General features: G+C 48.8%; 18 protein-coding genes, 1 pseudogene and 1 riboswitch. Of the genes and pseudogenes, 3 read left to right on the top strand and 16 right to left on the bottom strand.

Annotated features, from left to right (window positions below; translation table 11 throughout):
* Nucleotides 1-4: 4 nt before the first annotated feature.
* The 3 genes from gcvPB to gcvT form a co-directional block, all read right to left on the bottom strand.
* Nucleotides 5-1462, bottom strand: a complete 1458-nt coding sequence (gene gcvPB / locus C230_RS0112805) for an aminomethyl-transferring glycine dehydrogenase subunit GcvPB (protein ID WP_018132441.1) — start codon at nucleotides 1460-1462, stop codon at nucleotides 5-7.
* Nucleotides 1459-2808 (bottom strand): aminomethyl-transferring glycine dehydrogenase subunit GcvPA, encoded by a 1350-nt coding sequence (gene gcvPA, locus C230_RS0112800; protein ID WP_018132440.1) that lies wholly within the window; start codon nucleotides 2806-2808, stop codon nucleotides 1459-1461. The genes gcvPB and gcvPA overlap by 4 nt, the downstream gene beginning before the upstream one ends.
* Before the next feature lie 159 nt (nucleotides 2809-2967).
* Complete coding sequence (gene gcvT, locus C230_RS0112795; RefSeq protein ID WP_018132439.1) at nucleotides 2968-4065, bottom strand: glycine cleavage system aminomethyltransferase GcvT; 1098 nt, start codon at nucleotides 4063-4065, stop codon at nucleotides 2968-2970.
* A 196-nt stretch (nucleotides 4066-4261) separates the two neighbouring features.
* Nucleotides 4262-4363, bottom strand: a riboswitch (glycine riboswitch).
* Between the two features lie 72 nt (nucleotides 4364-4435).
* Between gcvT and C230_RS0112790 the strand changes: the two genes are divergently transcribed.
* Nucleotides 4436-6175 (top strand): DEAD/DEAH box helicase, encoded by a 1740-nt coding sequence (locus tag C230_RS0112790; RefSeq protein WP_018132438.1) that lies wholly within the window; start codon nucleotides 4436-4438, stop codon nucleotides 6173-6175.
* Nucleotides 6176-6215: 40 nt separating this feature from the next.
* Complete coding sequence (locus C230_RS0112785; RefSeq protein WP_018132437.1) at nucleotides 6216-7061, top strand: YqhG family protein; 846 nt, start codon at nucleotides 6216-6218, stop codon at nucleotides 7059-7061.
* 256 nt (nucleotides 7062-7317) lie between these two features.
* Here C230_RS0112785 and thrB read toward each other — a convergent pair whose 3' ends face one another.
* Genes thrB through C230_RS0112770 form a run of 3 tightly spaced genes read right to left on the bottom strand, consistent with a single transcriptional unit; the run spans nucleotide 7318 to nucleotide 9776 of the window.
* Nucleotides 7318-8241 carry a homoserine kinase gene (thrB, locus tag C230_RS0112780; RefSeq protein WP_018132436.1) on the bottom strand — a complete coding sequence of 308 codons (924 nt, stop codon included), beginning with the start codon at nucleotides 8239-8241 and terminating at the stop codon, nucleotides 7318-7320.
* A gap of 11 nt (nucleotides 8242-8252) precedes the next feature.
* Nucleotides 8253-9302, bottom strand: a complete 1050-nt coding sequence (gene thrC, locus C230_RS0112775; protein ID WP_018132435.1) for a threonine synthase — start codon at nucleotides 9300-9302, stop codon at nucleotides 8253-8255.
* Between the two features lie 30 nt (nucleotides 9303-9332).
* On the bottom strand, nucleotides 9333-9776 hold the full coding sequence (locus tag C230_RS0112770) for an ACT domain-containing protein (RefSeq protein WP_018132434.1): 444 nt from the start codon (nucleotides 9774-9776) through the stop codon (nucleotides 9333-9335).
* 118 nt (nucleotides 9777-9894) lie between these two features.
* Here C230_RS0112770 and C230_RS0112765 point away from each other — a divergent pair.
* Nucleotides 9895-10803 (top strand): annotated as a pseudogene (locus C230_RS0112765) (transposase); the annotation flags it as partial.
* Here C230_RS0112765 and C230_RS20360 read toward each other — a convergent pair.
* From C230_RS20360 to C230_RS0112705, 10 genes are all read right to left on the bottom strand, one after another.
* A complete protein-coding gene (locus tag C230_RS20360) occupies nucleotides 10789-12066 on the bottom strand; it encodes an MFS transporter (RefSeq protein ID WP_018132432.1) in 1278 nt (425 codons plus the stop codon). The pseudogene C230_RS0112765 and the gene C230_RS20360 sit on opposite strands and share 15 nt — an antisense overlap.
* Before the next feature lie 499 nt (nucleotides 12067-12565).
* On the bottom strand, nucleotides 12566-12808 hold the full coding sequence (locus C230_RS22620; protein ID WP_018132430.1) for a hypothetical protein: 243 nt from the start codon (nucleotides 12806-12808) through the stop codon (nucleotides 12566-12568).
* A gap of 395 nt (nucleotides 12809-13203) precedes the next feature.
* Nucleotides 13204-14424 carry an ATP-grasp domain-containing protein gene (locus C230_RS21435; protein WP_018132429.1) on the bottom strand — a complete coding sequence of 407 codons (1221 nt, stop codon included), beginning with the start codon at nucleotides 14422-14424 and terminating at the stop codon, nucleotides 13204-13206.
* Nucleotides 14425-14701: 277 nt separating this feature from the next.
* The gene (locus C230_RS0112735) at nucleotides 14702-15262 is read right to left on the bottom strand and encodes an NADPH-dependent FMN reductase (RefSeq protein ID WP_018132427.1); all 561 of its coding nucleotides are present in this window, start codon (nucleotides 15260-15262) and stop codon (nucleotides 14702-14704) included.
* A 3-nt stretch (nucleotides 15263-15265) separates the two neighbouring features.
* Nucleotides 15266-15925: a class I SAM-dependent methyltransferase gene (locus C230_RS21430; RefSeq protein ID WP_018132426.1), complete on the bottom strand. Its 660-nt coding sequence runs from the start codon at nucleotides 15923-15925 to the stop codon at nucleotides 15266-15268.
* Nucleotides 15912-16877, bottom strand: coding sequence for a PLP-dependent cysteine synthase family protein (locus C230_RS0112725; RefSeq protein WP_018132425.1), 966 nt, complete (start codon nucleotides 16875-16877; stop codon nucleotides 15912-15914). Before C230_RS0112725 ends, C230_RS21430 begins: the two co-directional genes overlap by 14 nt.
* A gap of 17 nt (nucleotides 16878-16894) precedes the next feature.
* Nucleotides 16895-17641 carry a GTP cyclohydrolase II gene (locus C230_RS20340; protein ID WP_018132424.1) on the bottom strand — a complete coding sequence of 249 codons (747 nt, stop codon included), beginning with the start codon at nucleotides 17639-17641 and terminating at the stop codon, nucleotides 16895-16897.
* 6 nt (nucleotides 17642-17647) lie between these two features.
* On the bottom strand, nucleotides 17648-19492 hold the full coding sequence (locus C230_RS0112715; protein ID WP_018132423.1) for a WD40 repeat domain-containing protein: 1845 nt from the start codon (nucleotides 19490-19492) through the stop codon (nucleotides 17648-17650).
* Between the two features lie 28 nt (nucleotides 19493-19520).
* Nucleotides 19521-20450, bottom strand: coding sequence for an ATP-grasp domain-containing protein (locus C230_RS0112710; protein ID WP_169332852.1), 930 nt, complete (start codon nucleotides 20448-20450; stop codon nucleotides 19521-19523).
* Between the two features lie 5 nt (nucleotides 20451-20455).
* The gene (locus tag C230_RS0112705) at nucleotides 20456-20758 is read right to left on the bottom strand and encodes a hypothetical protein (protein WP_018132421.1); all 303 of its coding nucleotides are present in this window, start codon (nucleotides 20756-20758) and stop codon (nucleotides 20456-20458) included.
* Nucleotides 20759-20772 lie beyond the last annotated feature (14 nt).

The raw sequence follows: 20772 nt of genomic DNA, 5'->3' as shown, positions 1-20772 counted from the left end.
CGCGTTACTTCTGGTAGCGCAGCACCGGATTTCTGGCGGCGGTCGCTTCGTCCAACCGGTTGACGACCGTCGTGTGCGGTGCCGACTTCACCATCTCCGGATTTTCGTCCGCTTCTTGCGCGATCTGGATCATCGCCTCGACAAACCGGTTCAGTGTATCCAGGTTCTCCGATTCGGTCGGTTCGATCATAATCGCTTCTTCCACATTCAGCGGAAAGTATATCGTCGGCGGATGGAACCCGAAATCGAGCAGCCGCTTCGCAATGTCGAGCGTTTTGATGCCTTTTACCTTCTGCCGCTTGCCGGACAGGACAAACTCGTGTTTGCAGATCCGGTCATAAGGCAGGTCAAAATATGGCTGCAGCTTGCGCATCATATAGTTGGCGTTCAGGACCGCATCCTCCGTTACCCGCTTCAGGCCGTCCGGCCCCATCGTCCGAATGTACGAATAGGCTCGCACCAGAATCCCGAAGTTGCCGTAGAACCCTTTTACTTTGCCGATCGTTTGCGGACGGTCGTAATCAAGCACGTACTTGCCGTCCTTATAGTCGACCACCGGAACCGGCAGGAACGGGATCAATTCTTTTTTCACGCCGACCGGACCCGCACCGGGACCTCCCCCGCCGTGCGGTGTCGTAAACGTCTTGTGCAGGTTCAGGTGAACCACGTCAAACCCCATGTCACCCGGCCGCGCATATCCCAAAATCGCATTCGCGTTCGCCCCGTCATAGTACAGCAAGCCGCCCGCTTCATGGACGATTTTCGCAATCTCCTCGATCTGTTCCTCAAACAGCCCCAACGTCGACGGGTTGGTCAACATCAAAGCGGCCGTATCGGCGCCGACCACCTGCCGCAGCGACTCCAGATCGACGTTGCCCCGTTCATCCGATTTGATCGTGATCGTATCGTAACCGGCCACCGTAGCGGAAGCAGGATTGGTTCCATGCGCCGTGTCCGGCACGATCACTTTCGTCCGTTTTTCTCCCCGCGACTCATGGTACGCACGGATCATCATCAGGCCGGTCCACTCCCCATGCGCGCCAGCCGCAGGCTGCAAGGACACCTTGTCCATGCCGGTGATCTCTTCCAATTCGGTTTGCAGTTTGTACATCAGTTCCAACGCGCCCTGCACCGTTTCTTCCGCCTGATAGGGATGAATCGACGAAAATCCGGCCAGTCGCGCCATCCGTTCATTCCGCTTCGGATTGTATTTCATCGTACACGAGCCCAGCGGGTAAAATCCGTTGTCCACACCGTAGTTGCGGCGGGAAAGTTCAGTAAAGTGACGGATCAGATCGACTTCGCTGACTTCCGGCAGTTCGGCCGGCGTTTTTCTCACGTAATCGGCCGGAATCAGTTCCTCCACCGGCTGTTCCGGCACGTCGCAAGCCGGGAGGCTGTATGCGACACGCCCGGGGCGCGACAGTTCAAAAATCAGCCGTTGGTCCTGCTTTTGTCTCATACGATCGCCTCCAATCGCTCCGCCAACAGATCGATTTCCTCTTTCGTGCGCAGTTCGGTGACGGCTAACAGCATGCCGCCTTCGTATTCCGGATAGGCGCGTGCCAAATCATAGCCGCCGATGATCTTCGCCTCGAGCAGTTTCCGGTTGATTTCTGCCGGATTGCCGTTCAACTTGACAGCAAACTCGTTAAAGAAAGGCGCTGTGAAAATCGGCTTGATTCCATTGATGCCGATTAGTTTCCTGTAGGCATAGTGCGCTTTTTGCAAGTTCAGCCGGGCCACTTCCTGCAGCCCCTGCTTCCCCATATAGCTGAGGTACACGGTCGCAGCCAACGCATTCAATGCCTGGTTGGAGCAGATGTTCGAGCTGGCCTTTTCCCGGCGGATGTGCTGCTCTCGCGCTTGCAACGTCAACACATAGGCGCGGCGGCCGTCCAGATCCTTCGTTTGCCCTACAACGCGGCCAGGCAGACGCCGCACCAAATCTTTGGTGGTCGCCAGCATGCCGAGATACGGACCGCCAAACGCTACCGGGTTCCCCAGCGATTGCCCTTCCGCGACGACGATGTCCGCGCCAAACGTCCCTGGCGCTTCCAGAATGCCCATCGCGATCGGATTGACTGCGGTGATCAACAGCGCTTTGTGCTGGTGAACCCGCTCCGAGATCGCTTTGAGGTCTTCGATCGAGCCGAAGAAGTTGGGATATTGCACCAGCACGCCGGCGATGTTGTCGCCCAATTTTGCCTCGAGATCCTGCAGACTGGTCAGCCCGTTTTCAATCGCAATCTCCTCGACTTCGATGTTCTGGCCGGATGCGTATGTTTTCACGACTTGCCGGTATTCCGGATGCACCGCCCGCGACACCAACAGCTTCGAACGACGGGTTGCGGCGCACGCCATGATGCCAGCTTCCGCCATCGCGCTCGGGCCGTCGTACATCGACGCGTTCGATACATCCATGCCGGTCAGTTCGCACACCATCGTCTGGTATTCAAAAATCGCCTGCAAAATCCCCTGCGAAATTTCCGGCTGATAAGGCGTATACGCCGTATAAAACTCGGAACGGCTGATGATCGCATCGACCACCGAAGGAATGTAATGCTGATAAGCGCCCGCCCCCAAGAAGCAAATGTACTCCTCGAGATTGGCGTTTTTGCCCGCCATCGCAGCCAGATTGCGGTTGAGTTCAATTTCCGACCAGGCCGCCGGCAGGTTGAGGTCCCGCTTCAGACGGACCGATTCCGGAATGTCTGCGAACAGTTCCTCCACATCGTTGAGCCCCAGCGAATCGAGCATCGCTTTGCGATCCGCTTCGGTATTGGGGATATAGCTGTGCTGTTTCAAAATCTCGCCTCCTGCACTGTTGTAGTGATCAGATCCTGGTGGGTCCGCCGCACGCTCCGCCCGGAAAACGGATGGCACGATTCGGACGCAGATGGCACACGCCCCGCGCGGAACGGACAGTCAAAACGGTGTCGCTGTGCCCGGGCGTGAGATTCCTTGCTACTTTTGCCGTTTGTAAAATGGAGTCTTCACAATTACCCCTTTGACCGGTTTGTTGCGGATGATGACGTCAAGCTCCTGGCCGATTTTTGCATAGTCGGCTTCGATCAACGCCAGCCCGATGTTCTTCTTGACGGTCGGGCCAAACGTGCCAGTTGTCACCTCACCGATTTTGCGGCCGTCCACCTGCACTTCGTAGTGGCTGCGGGGGATGCCCCGCCCGATCATCGCAAACCCGACCAGCTTGCGCCGCGGGCCTTCTTCCTTCTGCTTGGCCAATGCCTCGCGGCCGATGAAATCGCCCTTGTCCAGCTTGACAAACATGCCGAGCCCCGCCTCGATCGGTGAAATCGACGGGCTCAGTTCCTGCCCGTACAGCGGCAGTTTCGCTTCAAACCGCAGCGTGTCGCGGGCTCCCAGTCCGGCGGCCACCACGCCTTCTTCCCTGCCGGCTTCCAGAATCGCCTGCCAGAGTTTGGGTGCCTGCCCGTCATCCATATAAATCTCGAACCCATCTTCCCCCGTATAGCCGGTTCGCGACACAAGGCACGGAACACCTGCCACATTGACATTTTGCGCAAACCGGTAGTGTTTGATGGTCGGCAGGTCGTAATCGGTCAGCTTCTGCAGCACTGGTTCCGCCAGCGGGCCTTGCAGCGCCAACTGGGCGATGTTGGGCGACAGGTTGGTGATTTCCACGTCACCGGCAGCGTGTTGTTTTACCCACTCGTAGTCCTTGTCGATGTTGGCCGCGTTCACCACCAGCCAGTAGCGGTCGTTGTCCAGCCGGTAGACAAGCAGGTCGTCGACGCATCCCCCGTCCGGGTAACACATCGGCGAATACATCGCCTGGCCGACCTCCAGCCTGGAAGCGTCATTGGTGATCCAGCGCTGGATGTTGGCCAACGCGTCCGGTCCTTTCACTTCGATTTCGCCCATGTGCGACACATCGAACAAGCCGGCACGCGTGCGAACCGCCTCATGCTCCTCCAGAATGCTGGAGAATTGCACGGGCAGTTCCCATCCGCCGAAATCGATCGTTTTCCCGCCGTATTCCGCATACAAGGGAAACAGCGGCGTTCGTTTCAGGTCTGCCATCCATACCCCTCCTCAACATGTTCCGCAAGCGCATTCCGATTCCCGCTTAGTATAAAGTTCCCGATTTGAGAGAAATAAAAAGAGACACGAGCGGGAAAAATCCCTTCGTGTCTCTGTCCTCGCTACCTGAGAGTTCCCTTCCCGCCGCGGGAAGTTGCCCCTTTGGTGGCCGTTTGCACAGCTCTCTCCAGAGTCGCGTCCTGTTTACGGTACTTCTGCCTGAGAGATTCGTGGACATCCGGGCCATCTCCACTTGCTCCTTCGGCGACGATCGATCGTTCTCTCCCGTAACAGTCATCCGCCGCGTATAAAATTCCAATTTTGACACAATCTATTTCAGCACCTTGATTATACCACAAGAGGTGAGCCCATGAAACCAGATTCTTTGCAAAACGATCAAATGTCTGGTGCACCCGAATGCTCGATTGACGAGACGCTGTTCGGGCAGTTTTTGGAGCGGGTGCAAAATGGGCAGTGGGATGACTGGACCCTGTTTCAGCTCATATGGGAAGCGGAGGAGACAAAGGTCGTTCCGACGTTCGACCAGCTGCTTTGCTTGCAGCATCTGCCCTCCATCATCCCGTATCCGCATCAGATTGAGACAGCCAGACGGGTGTTGAACGAACTGCACGGCCGGGCGATTCTTGCCGACGAAGTCGGGCTCGGGAAGACGATCGAAGCCGGCCTGATCCTGAAAGAATATATCATGCGCGGACTTGTCAAAAAAACGCTGGTCCTCGTCCCCGCGTCGCTTGTTTTGCAGTGGACGCGGGAATTGAATGAAAAATTTGCGATCAAAGCGTTCGCCCAGCGCAACGAATGGTCATGGACGACCTATGACATCGTCGTCGCTTCGATCGACACCACCAAACGCGAGCCGCACCGGACGATCGTCCTTGAGCAGGATTGGGATCTGGTGATCGTCGACGAGGCGCACAAACTGAAAAACCGCAAGACGAAAAACTGGGAACTGATCAACCGGCTCCGGAAAAAATACATGCTGCTGCTGACCGCCACCCCGATTCAAAATGATATGCAGGAACTGTACAACCTGATCACACTTTTGAAACCCGGCCAATTGGGCAGCGCCCAGCAGTTTTCCGCCGCGTTTATGGAAGAAAAGCGGAAGCCGAAAAATCCGGCCGAACTGAAAAGCGCATTGTCCCAAGTGATGATTCGCAACAAGCGGAGTGAAGGCGGCGTCTTTTTTACCGAACGCAAGGTGACGTCGATCCCGCTGGATCTGTCACCGCAGGAGCGGGAATTGTACGAAGCGGTGTCGTCGTTCGTCAAGGAAGAATATTTGAAACGCCGCTCCGAAAAAGGAAACGTGCTGCCGCTGATCACCTTGCAGCGGGAGATCTGCTCGACACCTTACGCTGCCTTGCCGACGCTGGAACGAATGCACCAGGATCCGAAAATGCCCGCCGCATTGAAAGCGAGGATCGGCCAGCTGCGTGAGATGTGCGGTGCGATTCCGCTTGACGAATACACGAAAGGCCAAAAGGTGATCGAGATCATCGAGGCATGCAACGACAAAGTGATCGTCTTCACCGAATACCGGGCGAGCCAGGACTATCTGATGTACATGCTGCAGCAGGCCGGTATCCGCGCGATCCCCTTCCGCGGCGGATTCAAGCGCAGCAAAAAAGACTGGATGCAGGACCTGTTCGAAAAACGGGCGCAGGTATTGGTCGCAACAGAAGCGGGCGGCGAGGGGATCAACCTGCAGTTTTGCAACCAGGTGATCAATTTCGACCTCCCATGGAACCCGATGCGGATCGAACAGCGGATCGGCCGCGTGCACCGTCTGGGGCAGGAACGGGACGTGTTTATCTACAACCTGGCCACCCGCGGCACGATCGAAGAGCATATCGTCGATTTGCTGCAGGAAAAGATCCGCATGTTCGAGATGGTGATCGGCGAACTGGACATGATCATCGGCAGGATGAAACTGAGCAAGAATTTTGAGAACGATATCATGGATTGGTTTGCCGAATCGAACTCGACAGAGGAGTTTGCCGCCCGTTTCAACGAGCTGGGGGACCGGATGGAACAAGTCAAACAGGAAATCCTGAAAGAGACCTTCACAGACTACGCGAAAACGTGACAAGCCGATTGGTGCAATGCTGCGTGAGGGGGAAAGGGGAATGGATAAGACGCAGATCCAGCACTATTGCAGACGCTATTTTCAGGCCACAGGTTGTCCGATTTTGCGGGACGAACCGGGTTTTCTGCAAGTGGAACTGCCGCGCGAGATCGACAAGGAACTGATGGATCGCCCGTATTATTGGATGTGGGTGGAAGCGATCGGGCAAGATGTACCTCCGACCGTGCTGAACCTTGTGTTCGATTCGGAGACGGAGATCGCCGGCGTCGAGCGAACCGAGCTGGTCGCACTGGGCAGCTACCGGCTGGAAAAAATTTTTCAATCGGCCGCCCGCCGCGGCCAATTCGTCTGCCAGTACCAAACGGCAACCCCCTCCAATCGGCGCGTCCCGTTTTTATTGACAAATGTCAAGATCTCCTATCTGGCCGACCGGCGCCGGGATGAACTCCGCTCCTTCGGCGTCAACCTGCGAAATAACCAAGTGATCCCCGATCTGTACGAAGCGGTCCGCGACCTGCCGATGTCGTGCCAACTGCCGGAACATTACCGGGAACAGCTCAAGCAAACCGGTTTGCTCGTTGCATCCCTGCAAACCGGCTGGCAGCGGATCAAAAACACGATCCTTGAGGAAATCCGGAACAGCGACCACACCTGGGCGGAACTGGCAAAAGAGCAATTGGCGCAGGAGATCAATCAGCTGGAAACCTACTATGAATCGCTCATTCTGGAAAACGAGGAGAAAATGGACCTGTATTCGGCCGAGCGGGAATTAAGGGTCGCCGAACTGAAATGGCGATGCCAGCCGCGGATCCAGGTGCAGCCGCTGCACTTTGCGCTGCTTTACCTGGACCCTACCCAGTTCACCGCCGCTCCCGTCCGTACATAAACCGGGTACCTGGCGGCGGAGAACACATCCTCGATTTGCAAAAATTCGGTGTATTGCCGTCCACCGGTTGCAATCCGCTGTCGGTTGATACAGATGCATGCCTGGACCCGCATACAGATACGTTCCTGCCTGGTCGGCCGCCAGCATCGGTACAGGGGTCCTCCAACAATCGCTTGTCCGTCGCCTGCAGTTTGCCCGCTTGCCGGATGAATCCGCGGTATTTTGCCAGATCAAAGGATGCACAGCGGGCAAGGAATTATTTGGGAATTGAATGAAAAATTTCCACCCCGCGCTCGGCCGGTTGCAGATATAAAATGTTCGAATCGATCCCTTCCGAACGAAATCCCGACTGCAAAGCAGCCCCTACATCGGCCCCTTCGCCTCGGCAGAAAGCGATCAGGGCGGGGCCGGAACCGGAAAGCACAGCCGCCAGCGCACCGGCCTTCTTGGCACGGGCGATCGCTTCCTTCATGCCGGGAATGAGCGGCATCCGGTACGGTTCATGCAGCCGGTCTTCCATCAGTTCACAAAACAGCTCCAAATCGCCGTCCACCAGCGCGGCGACCATTAGACTCGCCCGATTAACGTTGCTCACTGCATCTGCATGAGGAACCGCAGGCGGCAGCGCCTTGCGGCTGGTACGGGTGGCAAGCTGAAACTCGGGCACCGCAACCACGCACTGCATGCCGGCCAGCGGCGAAAATCGCTTCACGTACACTTTTCCGCCAACCATCCCAGCCGCGACGATGCCTCCAAAAATCGCCGGCGCCACATTGTCGGGATGCCCTTCCAACTCGACCGCCAGTTGCAGCAATTTTCCCTTGGAAAGCGGCTGTCCAAGCAGTTCGTTGGCAACCCACAAGCCGCCGACGATCGCCGTCGCCGAGCTTCCCATGCCGCGCGTGACGGGTACCTCGTTGTGAATCCGGATGCTGAGCCCCCGCTCGTCCAGCAGGCTCGCCTGCCCGGCCAGCTCAAACACCGATCGCATCGCCTGGTACACTGCATTCGTTTCATCGACCGGCACAAGCTGTGCGCCATCGCCGGTCACTTCGATTTGCAGACCGCCGCTCGACCAGGCGGCTTCCACTGTATTGTAAAGCGATAACGCCATGCCAAATGTGTCAAATCCGGGACCCAAATTGGCAGTTGTCGCCGGAACGCGCACACGAACTCCCATGCGGCTTCCTCCTACCCGAAGATCGATCGGACAACCGCCTCTTGGCTGGCAGGCACGACCTTCGGTTCAATCGAAATGCCGTATTTCATCGCAGAATCCGGGTCTTTCAAACCGTTGCCGGTCAACACGCAAACGATCCGGTCGTTCTCGGAAAAATAACCCGATTTTGCCAGCTTCAACACGCCCGCCACCGATGCGGCCGAGGCGGGTTCACAAAATACGCCCTCCGCAGCAACCAGTCGATAGGCATGCAAAATCTCTTCATCCTCGACCAGATCGATTTTGCCTTTCGACAGCTTGGCCGCTTCCACCGCATGCTGCCAACTGGCCGGATTGCCGATCCGGATGGCGGTTGCGACCGTTTCCGGATTTTCAATCACCTTGCCCTTGACGATCGCCGCCGACCCGGCCGCCTCAAAGCCGAGCATCTTCGGCAGCTTGCCGCAGCGGCGGTGCCGCCTGTATTCGTTGAACCCTTTCCAGTAAGCGGTGATGTTCCCGGCGTTGCCGACCGGAATCGCCAGATGGGTCGGCGCTTCGCCCAACGAATCGCACACTTCAAAAGCGCCCGTTTTCTGCCCCTCGATCCGCTGCGGATTGACGGAGTTCACCAATTTGACAGGGTGGGTCTCCGAGATCTGCCGGACGATCGCCAGCGCCTCGTCGAAGTTGCCTTCGATCTCGATGATTTCCGCCCCGTACATCACCGTTTGCGCCAGCTTGCCGAGCGCCACCTTTCCGTGCGGAATCACCACAACCGCTTTCATGCCCGCTCGAGCCGCGTACGCTGCCGCCGCGGCCGACGTGTTGCCGGTCGACGCACAAATCAGCACTTCCGCCCCTTCTTCTTTCGCTTTCGTCACCGCCATCGCCATGCCGCGGTCCTTAAACGAACCGGTCGGATTCAGCCCCTCGTATTTCAACCAGACTTCCGCCCCCACCGCGTCCGACAGTTTGCGGGCCTGGTACAGCGGCGTATTTCCCTCGAACAGCGTAACGACCGGTGTCTCCTCCGAAACAGGCAGAAATTCCCGATACTCTTCAATGATTCCTCTCCACATGCTGGTCTCTCTCCTTCCGATTCAAGCCGATCAACTGTAGCCGACGATTTCCACTTTGCGCACGCCCTGCAAGTCCTGCAGCCGCCTGGTCAGTTCGTCCGTCGACACGTTCAGATGGCGGATGTCGATCGTCGTGGTCACATGTGCCGCCTGGCTCAACGGGATGCCCTGTGTGATCGTGATAATATTGCCGCCCGTTTGCGCGATCGTGTTTAAAACGGTCGACAAAATCCCCGAACGGTGTTCCAGAATCAGCGACAGAGTGATCAGCCGCTCCCGCTTTTCGTCATCGAACAAAAACACTAGATCCCTGTATTTGTAAAACGCGGACCTGGACAACCCGACGACGTTAACCGCATCGTTCACCGTTTCAAACTCCCCGCGGGCGAGCATTTCCTTCACTTGTACCGTTTTGATCATCGCTTCCGGCATGATCTCCTCGGCCACCAGGTAAAATCGTCTACGCGCTTTCAAGCAACTCTCCCTTTCATGACACGGATCCGGACTCGTTGTTCACTCCAGGAGGAATACAGTCTTTATATAGTAGACAGTATAACATTCTGTCCTTTTTCGACTCAATGATTTTTTGAAACATTTCCTGCGCCAACTCAACGATGCGCTTGATTTTTCCGTTGTCCATGATTGGGTGGCGCCGCTGTGCACGGAACGTACCCTCTGGTCAAGACCCGGAAATTGTGGCGAAAACACGGCGTTTTTAAGACGCTGATGAAACATGTTGTCGATCAATTCATCGCTGATTCCGATGAGGACAGAAAGCCGCCCGCACCGCCTGCACGAAAGGAGCAACGGTCAGGAAATGCATCTGCGGTATTTGGTGTATGATGTGGTCGATGTCAAATCGGGCGTTATTCTGTCCAGACAAGCGAGTATCGCATCTGGGACGGCGGAGCGGGAGACGAGTGTACAGCAACTGGCAGCGATTTGCTTTGCCCATCCGCAAATCCGGATTCGTACGCTCTCTGCCGACAAAGCCTACGGCACGACTGAGTATCTGCGTGCGTTGTTCGAGCAGGGGATTATTCCCTTGGTTTCGCTTCGCAACCTGACACTGGAAGATCTACCGACCTGGAAACGTCAAACGAACGATCTGGAGAAAAAACGCAAGCGGCTGGACAAAATTCAGGAAATCCAAATCCGAAACAAAGTCAAACAAATTCAACTTCAGGGTTCCTACCGTCATCTGCAAAAGTTACGGACGCGGTGCGAGCATGTGTTTGCCGAAAGCAAAGTCTCCCATGGTCTGGGTCGCGCACGGAGCCGCGGGCTGGACTGCATGCAAGAGCAGGAGCTGTTGACAGCGATCGTCCAAAATTTGAAAAGACTATGCCGATTTCAGAACAAGCGACCTCAAACCGGTATTTCGGCATGCCAAAAACCGGAATTCGTGATGACGGAAGTGGTATCAGGCCTGCCCATATCGACGCTGGTTGGGGTGTTTTCCTCATTTTGCATGCCGAATAGACGGCTAAGACTGAACTAAATCACCGGACTCTAAATGACTTGTTTTATTCTGTTGATCTTGAAAATAATGAAGCAGATTTCGATAAACATATATACTAACAAATCCAATCACCATATACAGAAGTGCCATGAACCAAGAAGGGAATAATACTCCAACCGTTATCCCAAGAGAGCCTAAGATCATCCCCCCCCGTACATTCAATTTGTTGACAGCTGAGTATTTACTTCTAGCATCCACAGGAATAATTTCTGCAAACATGGCTTGGAATACGGGAACATAAATTAGCTCTCCTAAAGTAAATACCAACGCAGCAAGTAACAAAATCCACACATCGTTGCTAATTGCCAATACTGCATATCCACTGACGAATAATAAAACTCCTAGATAAAAAGAAATGCGATCAGAGATATAATGAGATATCCTGGCAACAACTGAAGCAAGCAAAACTACTAACACCGTGTTTACTGTTCTAATTATCCCAAACATCTTAATGCCATCGATATTTCCAATAAATACCGAAACCTCAGGTATTGATTGAGTACCAAACTCTTTAGCCAACCTAACACTGATATAATTTCCCAACTGCATTTCAACGCCTAGCATTAGTACCCCAATAAGGAAATATTTCATGAATAAACGATTTCGAAAAACGGTTTTGTAACTTCGGAAAATATTAACAATTGAAACTTTCTCGACTGGCCCCTTCAACCGAAACGTATCCGTAACGAATTTATGGATAATTATGCAAGAAAGTAAGGACGATAATGCCATAATAATCACCAGCTGAAAAAAGTTTGACTTGTAAAAAAAAGACCCAAACATCGCTCCAATCGCAAGAGAAAAATTGGTGACCCAATAAGAAATGCTGTATACATATTTTCTTGTCTCAGTTGTACTTACATCAATGATTAAAGCTTCGTTAGCCGGAGTAGATATACTAATAAGTATAATATTTATTAAAAAAAGAAAAAAGGTTATTATTGGTATATGAATCCAATCTGAATTAACCACTGCTAAAAAAAGTAAAGAAACAAAACGAATCAGTTCCGAAACAACTAAGACTTTTTTTCTTCCTTTAACGTCCGCATAGTAACCACCAAAAAAACTGGATAATAAACCAGCAATAACCGTTGCTAACATGAGAAGACCGGCAATTGTTGGGCCAAAATGATCCGCAAAATAAATGGACATAAAAGGAAAAACCATGGATTGACTAGCTCTTTGAAAAAAACTAACTATTAGCCTCGTTTTTATATTTATGTGCAAATCTCTAAATCGCATTATCCAGTCCTCCCTCACTAACAAAATACCTTCCTTTTGCACTCACGATACAGAAAGCACATGGGTATTTTTTACCTTTGTTTCATCAACTCATGCTTCATCCTATAGCTTTCGCCTTCGAATACGAGAAGGTGTCCATGGTGTGCGAGGCGGTCAATCATCGGGGACTTCGGTAGATACAGGAAGGCGCGGCGATCTTCTTCAAATTAAAGGCGCTCAATCGTCAACCCTTTCTTGTAATGCTCGCGCTTCCAGTCGGCTTCCAAGCGGCTTAGCAGTTCCTGGTTGAAGGCCTGCGCATCGGTCACGGTCCGTCTCTCCGCCGAAAAGCTGCACGTAGGCTACGTTGCTGTTCGGGAAACTGAGGCAAAGATACTTGCCGGTTTTCTTTCGCCGCTTCCGTCGTAGAAATCCGCTTCGCCGAAGTCGGCCTGAGCCTCACCCGGGTGCCACACGTGCTGTTGCGTTCCCTCTTCATGGCGTTGATCCCACAGCCGTTTCACATAGCGTTGCACCAGGGATAGGACGCGTCGTAATCTTCGCATTCCTTCATCAGACGCATTTGAATCCGCATGGCCGTATGCCGCTCCTTGTAGCGATTTTCGGCAAGATGAATTTGATAGCCAAACCAAGTGATCTTATTGCCAAATGAGTCAAATTTGGCACCCCATGAAGCATTTCCGGTTTGTTGGCATCGGGACTTTGGCTGGTTTCGGTCAAACGCTCCGATCCGAGCCTTCATTGGCTGTGTGACTCCCGTCGATAATCCCTTCCAACCGGCACTGTTGAACCAAATCGTTGAACAGTTTTTCTGCCAGTCCTTTTTGAACAATCCTCAGAAATACACGACTCAGTGTCGAAACCGAGGGGCTTCCTGTCAAGCGAAACCACATCGGTAACGGTATCGCAGGGCAGAAACAAACCGGTTCCGAAAGGCCGTAAAGGTCGAAATCCCTTCTAGCGGAGCCACCAAGAGGGCTCGTAATATCGCTTCTCGTTACAACCTTTGGCTCCTTGGGGTGATGAACTACTCGATTCCTTGGCATAAGGTCGAAGATCCAATACAGAAAAGAATAAGTTTAATCGCTCATGTGAATCAAGTTTTAACCAATGCAAAACTCTCATTTACGAATGAAGTCAGCAAGCCGAGTCATTTTTCCTGATTCTTACCTGAATCATAGATATAATCATTTCCATTTTTTCTTTGACCTCTTCAAAAGTTTTTGCAAACACAATAACATAACCGTATCTGCTGGCAGAATCTCTAATAACCGGTACAACGTCTCCTGCTTGCAAGGTATTTTCGAAATGAATCACATAAGGAAGTTCTTTGACTTTATCCACCCCTTCAATACTTTCAATATAACCAGGTGGCCATTGGAAATATCTGATCATGGCAACCCCGTTGGATTGGGGAATCGGAGGATGAATCCCTTTTATACCTTGAAAAACTGCAGATTCCAATTCTATCCCAGTCGCTAAATGCACCAATGTTGGGATTCTGTCACCACCTAATCTGGCCTGTGATTCCACAATTTTAGGTCCATCTTGTGTAATTATTAATTCTGTGTGAGTAGGTCCGAACTGATAATTTGCAGCTGTGAGGAACCGGATGACCATCTCATGTATTTGTTCCTGAATATCCCTTCCCAACTGTGAAGGATGTACATGCCCCAGTTCAACAAATAGAGGAGGAGTCGTTTTTATCTTATCTGTTATTCCGATTATATAATGTTTTCCGTTTATAGTTAATGTTTCCACGCTGACTTCAGGTCCTTGTAGGTACTCTTCCATTAAGAATGGCCCTCGATAATCATACTGTTCCATAAACTTTATCCATTGCTGCACATCTTCCTGGTCGTTACACAGGTAGACCCCTCTGCTTCCGGACATCTTTGTAGGTTTCAAAACCAATGGGAAACCGAATTTGTCCATCATGCGCAGTACATCTTTTGTCTTTTCAGCAAACTGGAATTTAACTGTAGATATTTGATGAGCCTGCAATAACCTGCGCATGAAATATTTGTCGTTAATCAATTTAATAGTTTTGGATGAATTTAAAGCGCAACCATACCTCTCCGCAATTTGGTACGTCTCCTGCATGTTGTCTTCTCGACCAATATGATAAATATAGTCAACTGGATTCCTTGACTGAATCATCTCAACAATACCTTCTAAACGCATAAAATTATTAACGTCGAAAACGTACAACTCATCGGCCAGTTTAGCTATCTGAGGTAAAAATTCTTTGCCCTTTGTTTTCTTATCCCAAAGAGCAATGAGGTAAAAATCCTCCTCTTTTGCTTTTTCAACAAAACGTAGCCACGGAGTGACCATTAATAATTTCTTTTGTTCCATTGGATTCACCTACCCAAATGGATTAAATAGGATATAATCAACTTATTTGATATTAAAATAACTAATCATTAACAATTATCTGTACGATATTATAATGTTTTCCCAGTTCAGCTAATAGCTCTTTGATTTGACGTTCATCAAAATCAAGGACATAAAATTCCTCACAAAAAGTGATTATCTCGGGTGTTATCTGGTCTTTCCGCAGAATCGCAATCAACGTTTCTTGTTTTTGAAAATCGGATGGAATCCCTCCGATAACAATCGTACAGTTATTCAATTAACATTTCCCCATTTCTTTGCGATTATTTGATACAAATAAATTGGTAACAAAAATGAGATTGTCTACCAACTGTGAAACCTGATTTTTCCCATCCTCATGGAGTAAGGCGCCTTCTTCATTGAACATGTAAAGATCAAAAACGACTTGTTGCGGTAAAACGATAGCAAACACACCACGCAATACAAGTCTTAGATTATTCAAGGCGTTTATACCACCCTTACCCCCGCCGGCTGTTGCAGTTATTACAACAGGTTTGCCGTTAAAGTGGGTCTTTCCTAGGAAGTCAAATGCATTTTTCAGAGCACCACTCATTCCATTGTGGTATTCTGGCGTACAGATAAAGAAACCATCCGCTTCTTGGGCATACCTGCGAAGTTTATTTACCTCCTGGTGTTGATTTTGTTCTTCATCACCTAAATAAACAGGAAGCAGATTATTCCTAACATCAAAGTAATTCACATTTGCTACACGATTTTCGAAAAGTTCCCTTGCATACTTGGCTACACCGCGGCTATTCGAGTTTTCTCGCGGCCCTCCATTGATTACTAGAATATTCATACTCTACTCCTCCAATTTTTTCTGTGATAAAACAGCCAGATAATAACGGTTTCGATCTTGCACAAGGATTCTTTTCATTTGTAGACAAACAAACCCATTCTCATTGAGCAATGATAGAATCTCTTGTTGGGAAAAATGACGTTTATATTTTCCACTGGGCATGACATGAAAATTCCCTGCTCTTTCGTGCTCATCAACGGTGTACAATCCCAACGCCAGAAGTCCGCTGTCATGTAACAGATGATGTATCTTTTGCAGATATAATGTATATTCTTCCGGATGCTGATGATGAAAGCATCCGTTGTCGAGGACGGCAGTAAAAGTTTCTTTATGTTGCCATTGCCATTCAAGAAATGATGAGTTTACAAACATTACGCGATTGGAATAAAGACTCTTGTAACGTTCCCAATCACTATGAGGGCATATATCAATACCCGTATAACGAAACCCCTTTCTCAAAAATAGCTCCGCATGTCTACCATTTCCCGTCCCTATGTCCAAGACATGTTGTGGAGATTCTTTGTTCAGATGGTTTAACAAAAATAAAGCGATGTCTGTGAGACCTTGATCCTTTGACCACAGGTCCGTCCCTGTCTGATAACTACTGGCAAAACTATTTCTAAGTTTGATGCTATATTCTTCAGGCGAATCAATTTTGTCCATAAATTTCACTCCATTCTTCAGGTGCACCCGCATCCGGAAAGATGGTGACAACGGTAGAATTCGTTCCCAATTCGGCAGCAATGCTACGGGCAGCCAGCAAATTTGCTGCTGCGGAAGTTCCAATTTGAACTCCCGTCTCTACGTAAAACCTTTTCGCCTCTTCCAAAGTCTCCTCGAACCTGTATGTCCAATGACGAGTTACTTCCCCTTCATTACGTTCAACAAAATACTGCTTTCTTCCACAACCCAATCCTCCCGATCCCGCAAATTTACGCAGACCGTTTGGAGGTTGATCACTCCCGTAAGGAAGTTCAGCGGGAGTAACAGCGTGAAGTTGAATATTCGGGTATTTGGAAGATAAAGTTTCATAGACTCCCATCAGTGTGCCTCCCGTTCCAATGGAAGCCACCCATGCATCAATTTGATTGGGTATTTGTCTTAATATTTCGATTGCCGTCCCATTTCTATGTGCCCTAAAATTGGCTTCATTCCTATGTTGATAAAGAAAAGTATACGAATCACTCGATTCACTTAACCGAAACGCCGTTTCCATTACACCCCAAAATCCTTTTTGTTTGTCCACAAGCTCTACTTTGGCCCCAAGCATTTGCAACTTTTTAAGAAGACTTTTGTGCGAACCGGAGCTAAGTACAAGAGTAAGATTGATCTCCAACAAATTACAAATAGTAGCAAGTGAAATCCCTAGGTTTCCTCCACTGTACTCGAGAATATGCAGATGCTGCTGGTTATTTCTCTCTTTCTCTAATAGAACATCCATCATCATTTCATAAGCAGCTCGGTCTTTAACCGATCCCGTTGGATTATACCACTCACATTTAGCAAAAATTCTACCCGAACCAGGTACTGCAGGGATTTCAACAACAGGAGTATTTCCTAATTTTTGGGTGAACCTCTTCAATCTTTTATCTTGGATAAAGTTAATAAACTCCATATTTTTCTCCCTTTCCATCAATCGTGTTTTGGCAATTTGATGTTATGAGAAAATACCTTTGCTTTCGTAGCTAAATAGACATAATTATATTCGTTGACTTCTCCCGCCAATGGCTCAATCTCTGAAATGGACACTCCATGATCGCTAAGGAATTGAGCCTTTTCAGGATTATTGCTTAAGAGAATTACAGGTTTTCTCCGTAAGTATTTCAGAACAGTAACCACCTCATCATAACGACGCAGATCCACATGGAATCCTAAAGTAAGGTTGGCCTCAGCAGTATCCAATCCTTGTTCCTGCAGGGCATAGACTAACGCTTTGTTAAATAACCCTATCCCTCTCCCTTCATGATTGGCGATATAAAAGATTCCGCCAGCCCCAAAATTTACAATTTGTTTAAGTGCTTCTCGAAACTGACTTCCACAGTCACAACGCTGACTTCCAAAAATATCTCCTGTATGACAAATGCTATGAAGGCGAATTTTAACCGCATCGGCGTTAGAAAAATCGCCGTAAGTCAATAAGGAACTTTGCTGAACACTGGAAAAGTCTCTCAGAGTTATACTTTCAAGAAATTCTTCTATGTGTTCAGAAAGGTGTTCATCCTTGAGCCATGTATACCAATTAAAGTAAAACACTTTGTTATTAATTTTTATAGGAAGTTTATTTGGTCCGAACAGATACATAATTTCTCCTTTTTCATCCTTTAACACTTGCCAACGGGACAATATAACATCTCTGTATGGGAGACTTTTTGTCAGCATCAGTGGTCACCTCGCCTGTAAAACTTTTTGCTCCATTTCCTTTATCGTTTTCAAATTCGTGAGTTCGTAAGGGTTAACGAAATAAATTCCGCCGTCATAAGAAACAGCCACAATCTGGTTATTCATGCGAGCCAAACTGCTGATTCCGTTACCCGCGATCTTACGGCGTAACACATCACCCTTAGAAAGTTGTACTCTGACTAAATGCCCCCAGTAATCTCCCACAACAATCGTGTCTTCATCATAGAAACAAACGGATTTCAAGGATCGTCTGCCAAGACTGAATGAATGCAGTAATCTACCAGTAAAGAATTCGTATACCTTTAATGTGAAATCCCTCGATACACTTGCAAAAAATTTCCCAGTAGGATCCATATCTGTATCATTGATAATGGCCGTATGTCCCAAGTAGCGGTGCAGAACCTCTCCTTCATAAGTCCATGACAATAATTCTCCAGCCGCGGAACAACTTAGTCCTAATGTTTTTTTCGGATGGAGCCGTAATGCTTTGACTGCACCGTCATGAACACGAAGGTGGCCCTTAATACTCCCATCCCGGCCCACTCTAACAATCGCACCGCTGTAGCAACCTACAAATGACTCACCTTCATATCCAGGATGTTCAGAAATCCGAATTGTATTGATCGGACCTTCCCCAATCCATACTTCTTTTCCATCACACAAATTTCCATTCGCATTGGTGAAAATGTGCAGTTTTTGGTTGTGTGCTCCTCCCACAACCAAGTTATATTTTTCGTTTATCGACACACCATTCATAAGAAATCTTCCGGAAACCGGCTCAAATGCTTCTGACAGTACGGATTCTCGTGTGATTTTTTTCAGTCGGATATACCCGTCATCACTAACCAAGGCGAGTTCACCATTATCTGTGACGGCCACATCGTTAAAACAGGGATTTCCTTTAACGTCACCTTCGTTGCCAACCTCTTGCAAAAACTTCCCAGTAAGTACATCCCACGCTAACACCGTTCCGTCAAATGTACCTGCCAGGACAGTCTCCCCGTTTGTTGACCATGTCAAAGAACGTTCCCATTTTGTAGGATAATTTTCTAACCACAGCTTTAATTCAAAGGATTCTGCATCCCAAATCAAAAGTTGTTGGTCGTAAGCAGCAGATAAAATGTCGCCAGATACTGGTGAAATGGACACTTTTTTAATTCCGGAACGATGTGCTTGAATCTCGGAAAGTAATAAACCATTTTCAATATCAAAAACACGTATATATCCGTCATCACATCCAAGAATCACACGGTTGTGATGCACATCAATCGCACACGTATCCGTTTCGACTTCAAAAGGTCCCCACATATTGAGTATTTGACCCGTTTGCAAGTCCCAAACCCGCAGTGTTTTATCGTCTCCGGAGGAATATATTTTTCCTTCGTGATACGCCAAAGACAATACATCCTTTTCATGTCCCTCTAAGACATTCTCAATCGCGCCTGTTGTCAAATCCCAAACTAAAATCCGTTGATCCCGCGAAGCAGATACCCCAACATGCTCGGACACAAAACCGAAATCCTCGACATCATCACTGTGCCCACATAGTATTTTTTCCACCTCACATGTTTGAAGATTCCAAATTCTAATTGTGTAATCAGAAGAGCACGAAGCGGCTTTTGTTCCTTCTTTGTTAACAACTATTCGGTTTACCAAATGATTATGGTAGCCTAATAATCTTGCACTTCCGTTATTCAAATCAAACATTGCAACGGCCCCATCATAAGCCGACGTGACTACATTTTGCGTTGTCCCAACCTGAGCCACGCTTGTAACCGGACCTCTGTGTTTGGTAAAACTATCCCTAACCCCTGTTTCAAATACATCCACAATAAAACCCCCATAATATTAATTATTTTTAAATATTGCATTCAATTACTATTTTAATGTGTTGATTAAGTTGACTAATTCTTTCCTTAATGCCCCGACTCTGATCCTGAACCACAACATACCCGAGACGATCAAAATTTGACCGTAACTTGGGGAGTAAGGCTCCTTCCTCCCTCCACCATTGAGCATCTTCTACAAATGGCGATTGAACCAGTTCTTTCCATCCTTTTACTTCGATTAATTTTCCTTCACACGGTGGAGTGTAATGATAGGAATAGGCATAACTCCGTTTTCGTGGAGTTAAATCGATCGGATTCCCCAAATGAAGATTAATCGCTGCTTGAATCATATCTATTCCCATCGACAATTCGATCAGCTTTGGAATCAACCCCCCCGCAAGCCTCGGATTGACTTCAATTACTACAGGGCCATTGTCGGTCACAACCAACTCAATATGGCAAATTCCAAAATCAATCTCCAAAACTTCCACGACTAATTTGGCAGTTTGCTCTATTAACACCTTTTGCGGATGTTCTGAAGGAAAAAAAGATCCTATTTCTACAAAATACGGGTATCCAGTTACATCCCTTTCGGTAATTCCAACTACGTGAGTTTTTCCGTCAAACGTGATGGTTTCCGCACTAACAAGGAGACCTTGAACGAACTCTTCAACCAGAAATCTTTTCTCTCTTCTTATTGACCGTCCATACTCCTTAACGCTTTCAAGTTCACTGAAGTATTCTTTCATTTCGGCATCATTATGAATACAACGGACATACAAACTCCCCGTTCCATCAGTCGGCTTCACAATAACCGGATAGCCAATTTTGTGTGCAGCTTCTAATGAACCTTCCAAAGTCTCAACACATATGGATAAAGGAAAAGGAATGCCCCGTTTATAAAATATTTCCCGGCATTTCCATTTGTTTCTCGAACGTTGTGCAACATGATGCTTCAATCCTTTTACCCAAAACGGGCGGCCAATTCAGCAGCCACATGTACGTGAAGTTCATTAAATGTCATAATCGAGTCAGGCTTCTCATTACCCAAGCTCTTTAGTAAGTCCTTTTCAACCTGATTCATGTCATCGTAAGACGTAAGTTCGATAATTCTATCTATATTTTGTTGAACCGGTTGTAACTGATTTCTCTTATAGTAGTAATTCAAGTCAGTTGTAACAAAAGTTACCGAATGTCCATGTTTTTTTGCTTTTTTGATTCCTTCAAAACCAATAGGATTGCTTTCAATGAACAAAATATGCGCCACTACCCTTTCCCTCA

Origin of the sequence: Effusibacillus pohliae DSM 22757, assembly GCF_000376225.1 — a bacterium.
Classification (GTDB): Bacteria; Bacillota; Bacilli; order Tumebacillales; family Effusibacillaceae; genus Effusibacillus; species Effusibacillus pohliae.
This window is presented reverse-complemented; position numbering and strand designations above follow the sequence as displayed.

Bases quoted from the DNA above. Each gene is read 5' to 3' on its own strand.
- gcvPB (WP_018132441.1), bottom strand. From the start codon at position 1,462: ATGAGACAAAAGCAGGACCAACGGCTGATTTTTGAACTGTCGCGCCCC.
- gcvT (WP_018132439.1), bottom strand. From the start codon at position 4,065: ATGGCAGACCTGAAACGAACGCCGCTGTTTCCCTTGTATGCGGAATAC.
- C230_RS0112790 (WP_018132438.1), top strand. From the start codon at position 4,436: ATGAAACCAGATTCTTTGCAAAACGATCAAATGTCTGGTGCACCCGAA.
- C230_RS0112785 (WP_018132437.1), top strand. From the start codon at position 6,216: ATGGATAAGACGCAGATCCAGCACTATTGCAGACGCTATTTTCAGGCC.
- thrB (WP_018132436.1), bottom strand. From the start codon at position 8,241: ATGGGAGTTCGTGTGCGCGTTCCGGCGACAACTGCCAATTTGGGTCCC.
- thrC (WP_018132435.1), bottom strand. From the start codon at position 9,302: ATGTGGAGAGGAATCATTGAAGAGTATCGGGAATTTCTGCCTGTTTCG.
- C230_RS20360 (WP_018132432.1), bottom strand. From the start codon at position 12,066: ATGCGATTTAGAGATTTGCACATAAATATAAAAACGAGGCTAATAGTT.
- C230_RS22620 (WP_018132430.1), bottom strand. From the start codon at position 12,808: ATGAAGGCTCGGATCGGAGCGTTTGACCGAAACCAGCCAAAGTCCCGA.
- C230_RS21435 (WP_018132429.1), bottom strand. From the start codon at position 14,424: ATGGAACAAAAGAAATTATTAATGGTCACTCCGTGGCTACGTTTTGTT.
- C230_RS0112735 (WP_018132427.1), bottom strand. From the start codon at position 15,262: ATGAATATTCTAGTAATCAATGGAGGGCCGCGAGAAAACTCGAATAGC.
- C230_RS21430 (WP_018132426.1), bottom strand. From the start codon at position 15,925: ATGGACAAAATTGATTCGCCTGAAGAATATAGCATCAAACTTAGAAAT.
- C230_RS0112725 (WP_018132425.1), bottom strand. From the start codon at position 16,877: ATGGAGTTTATTAACTTTATCCAAGATAAAAGATTGAAGAGGTTCACC.
- C230_RS20340 (WP_018132424.1), bottom strand. From the start codon at position 17,641: ATGCTGACAAAAAGTCTCCCATACAGAGATGTTATATTGTCCCGTTGG.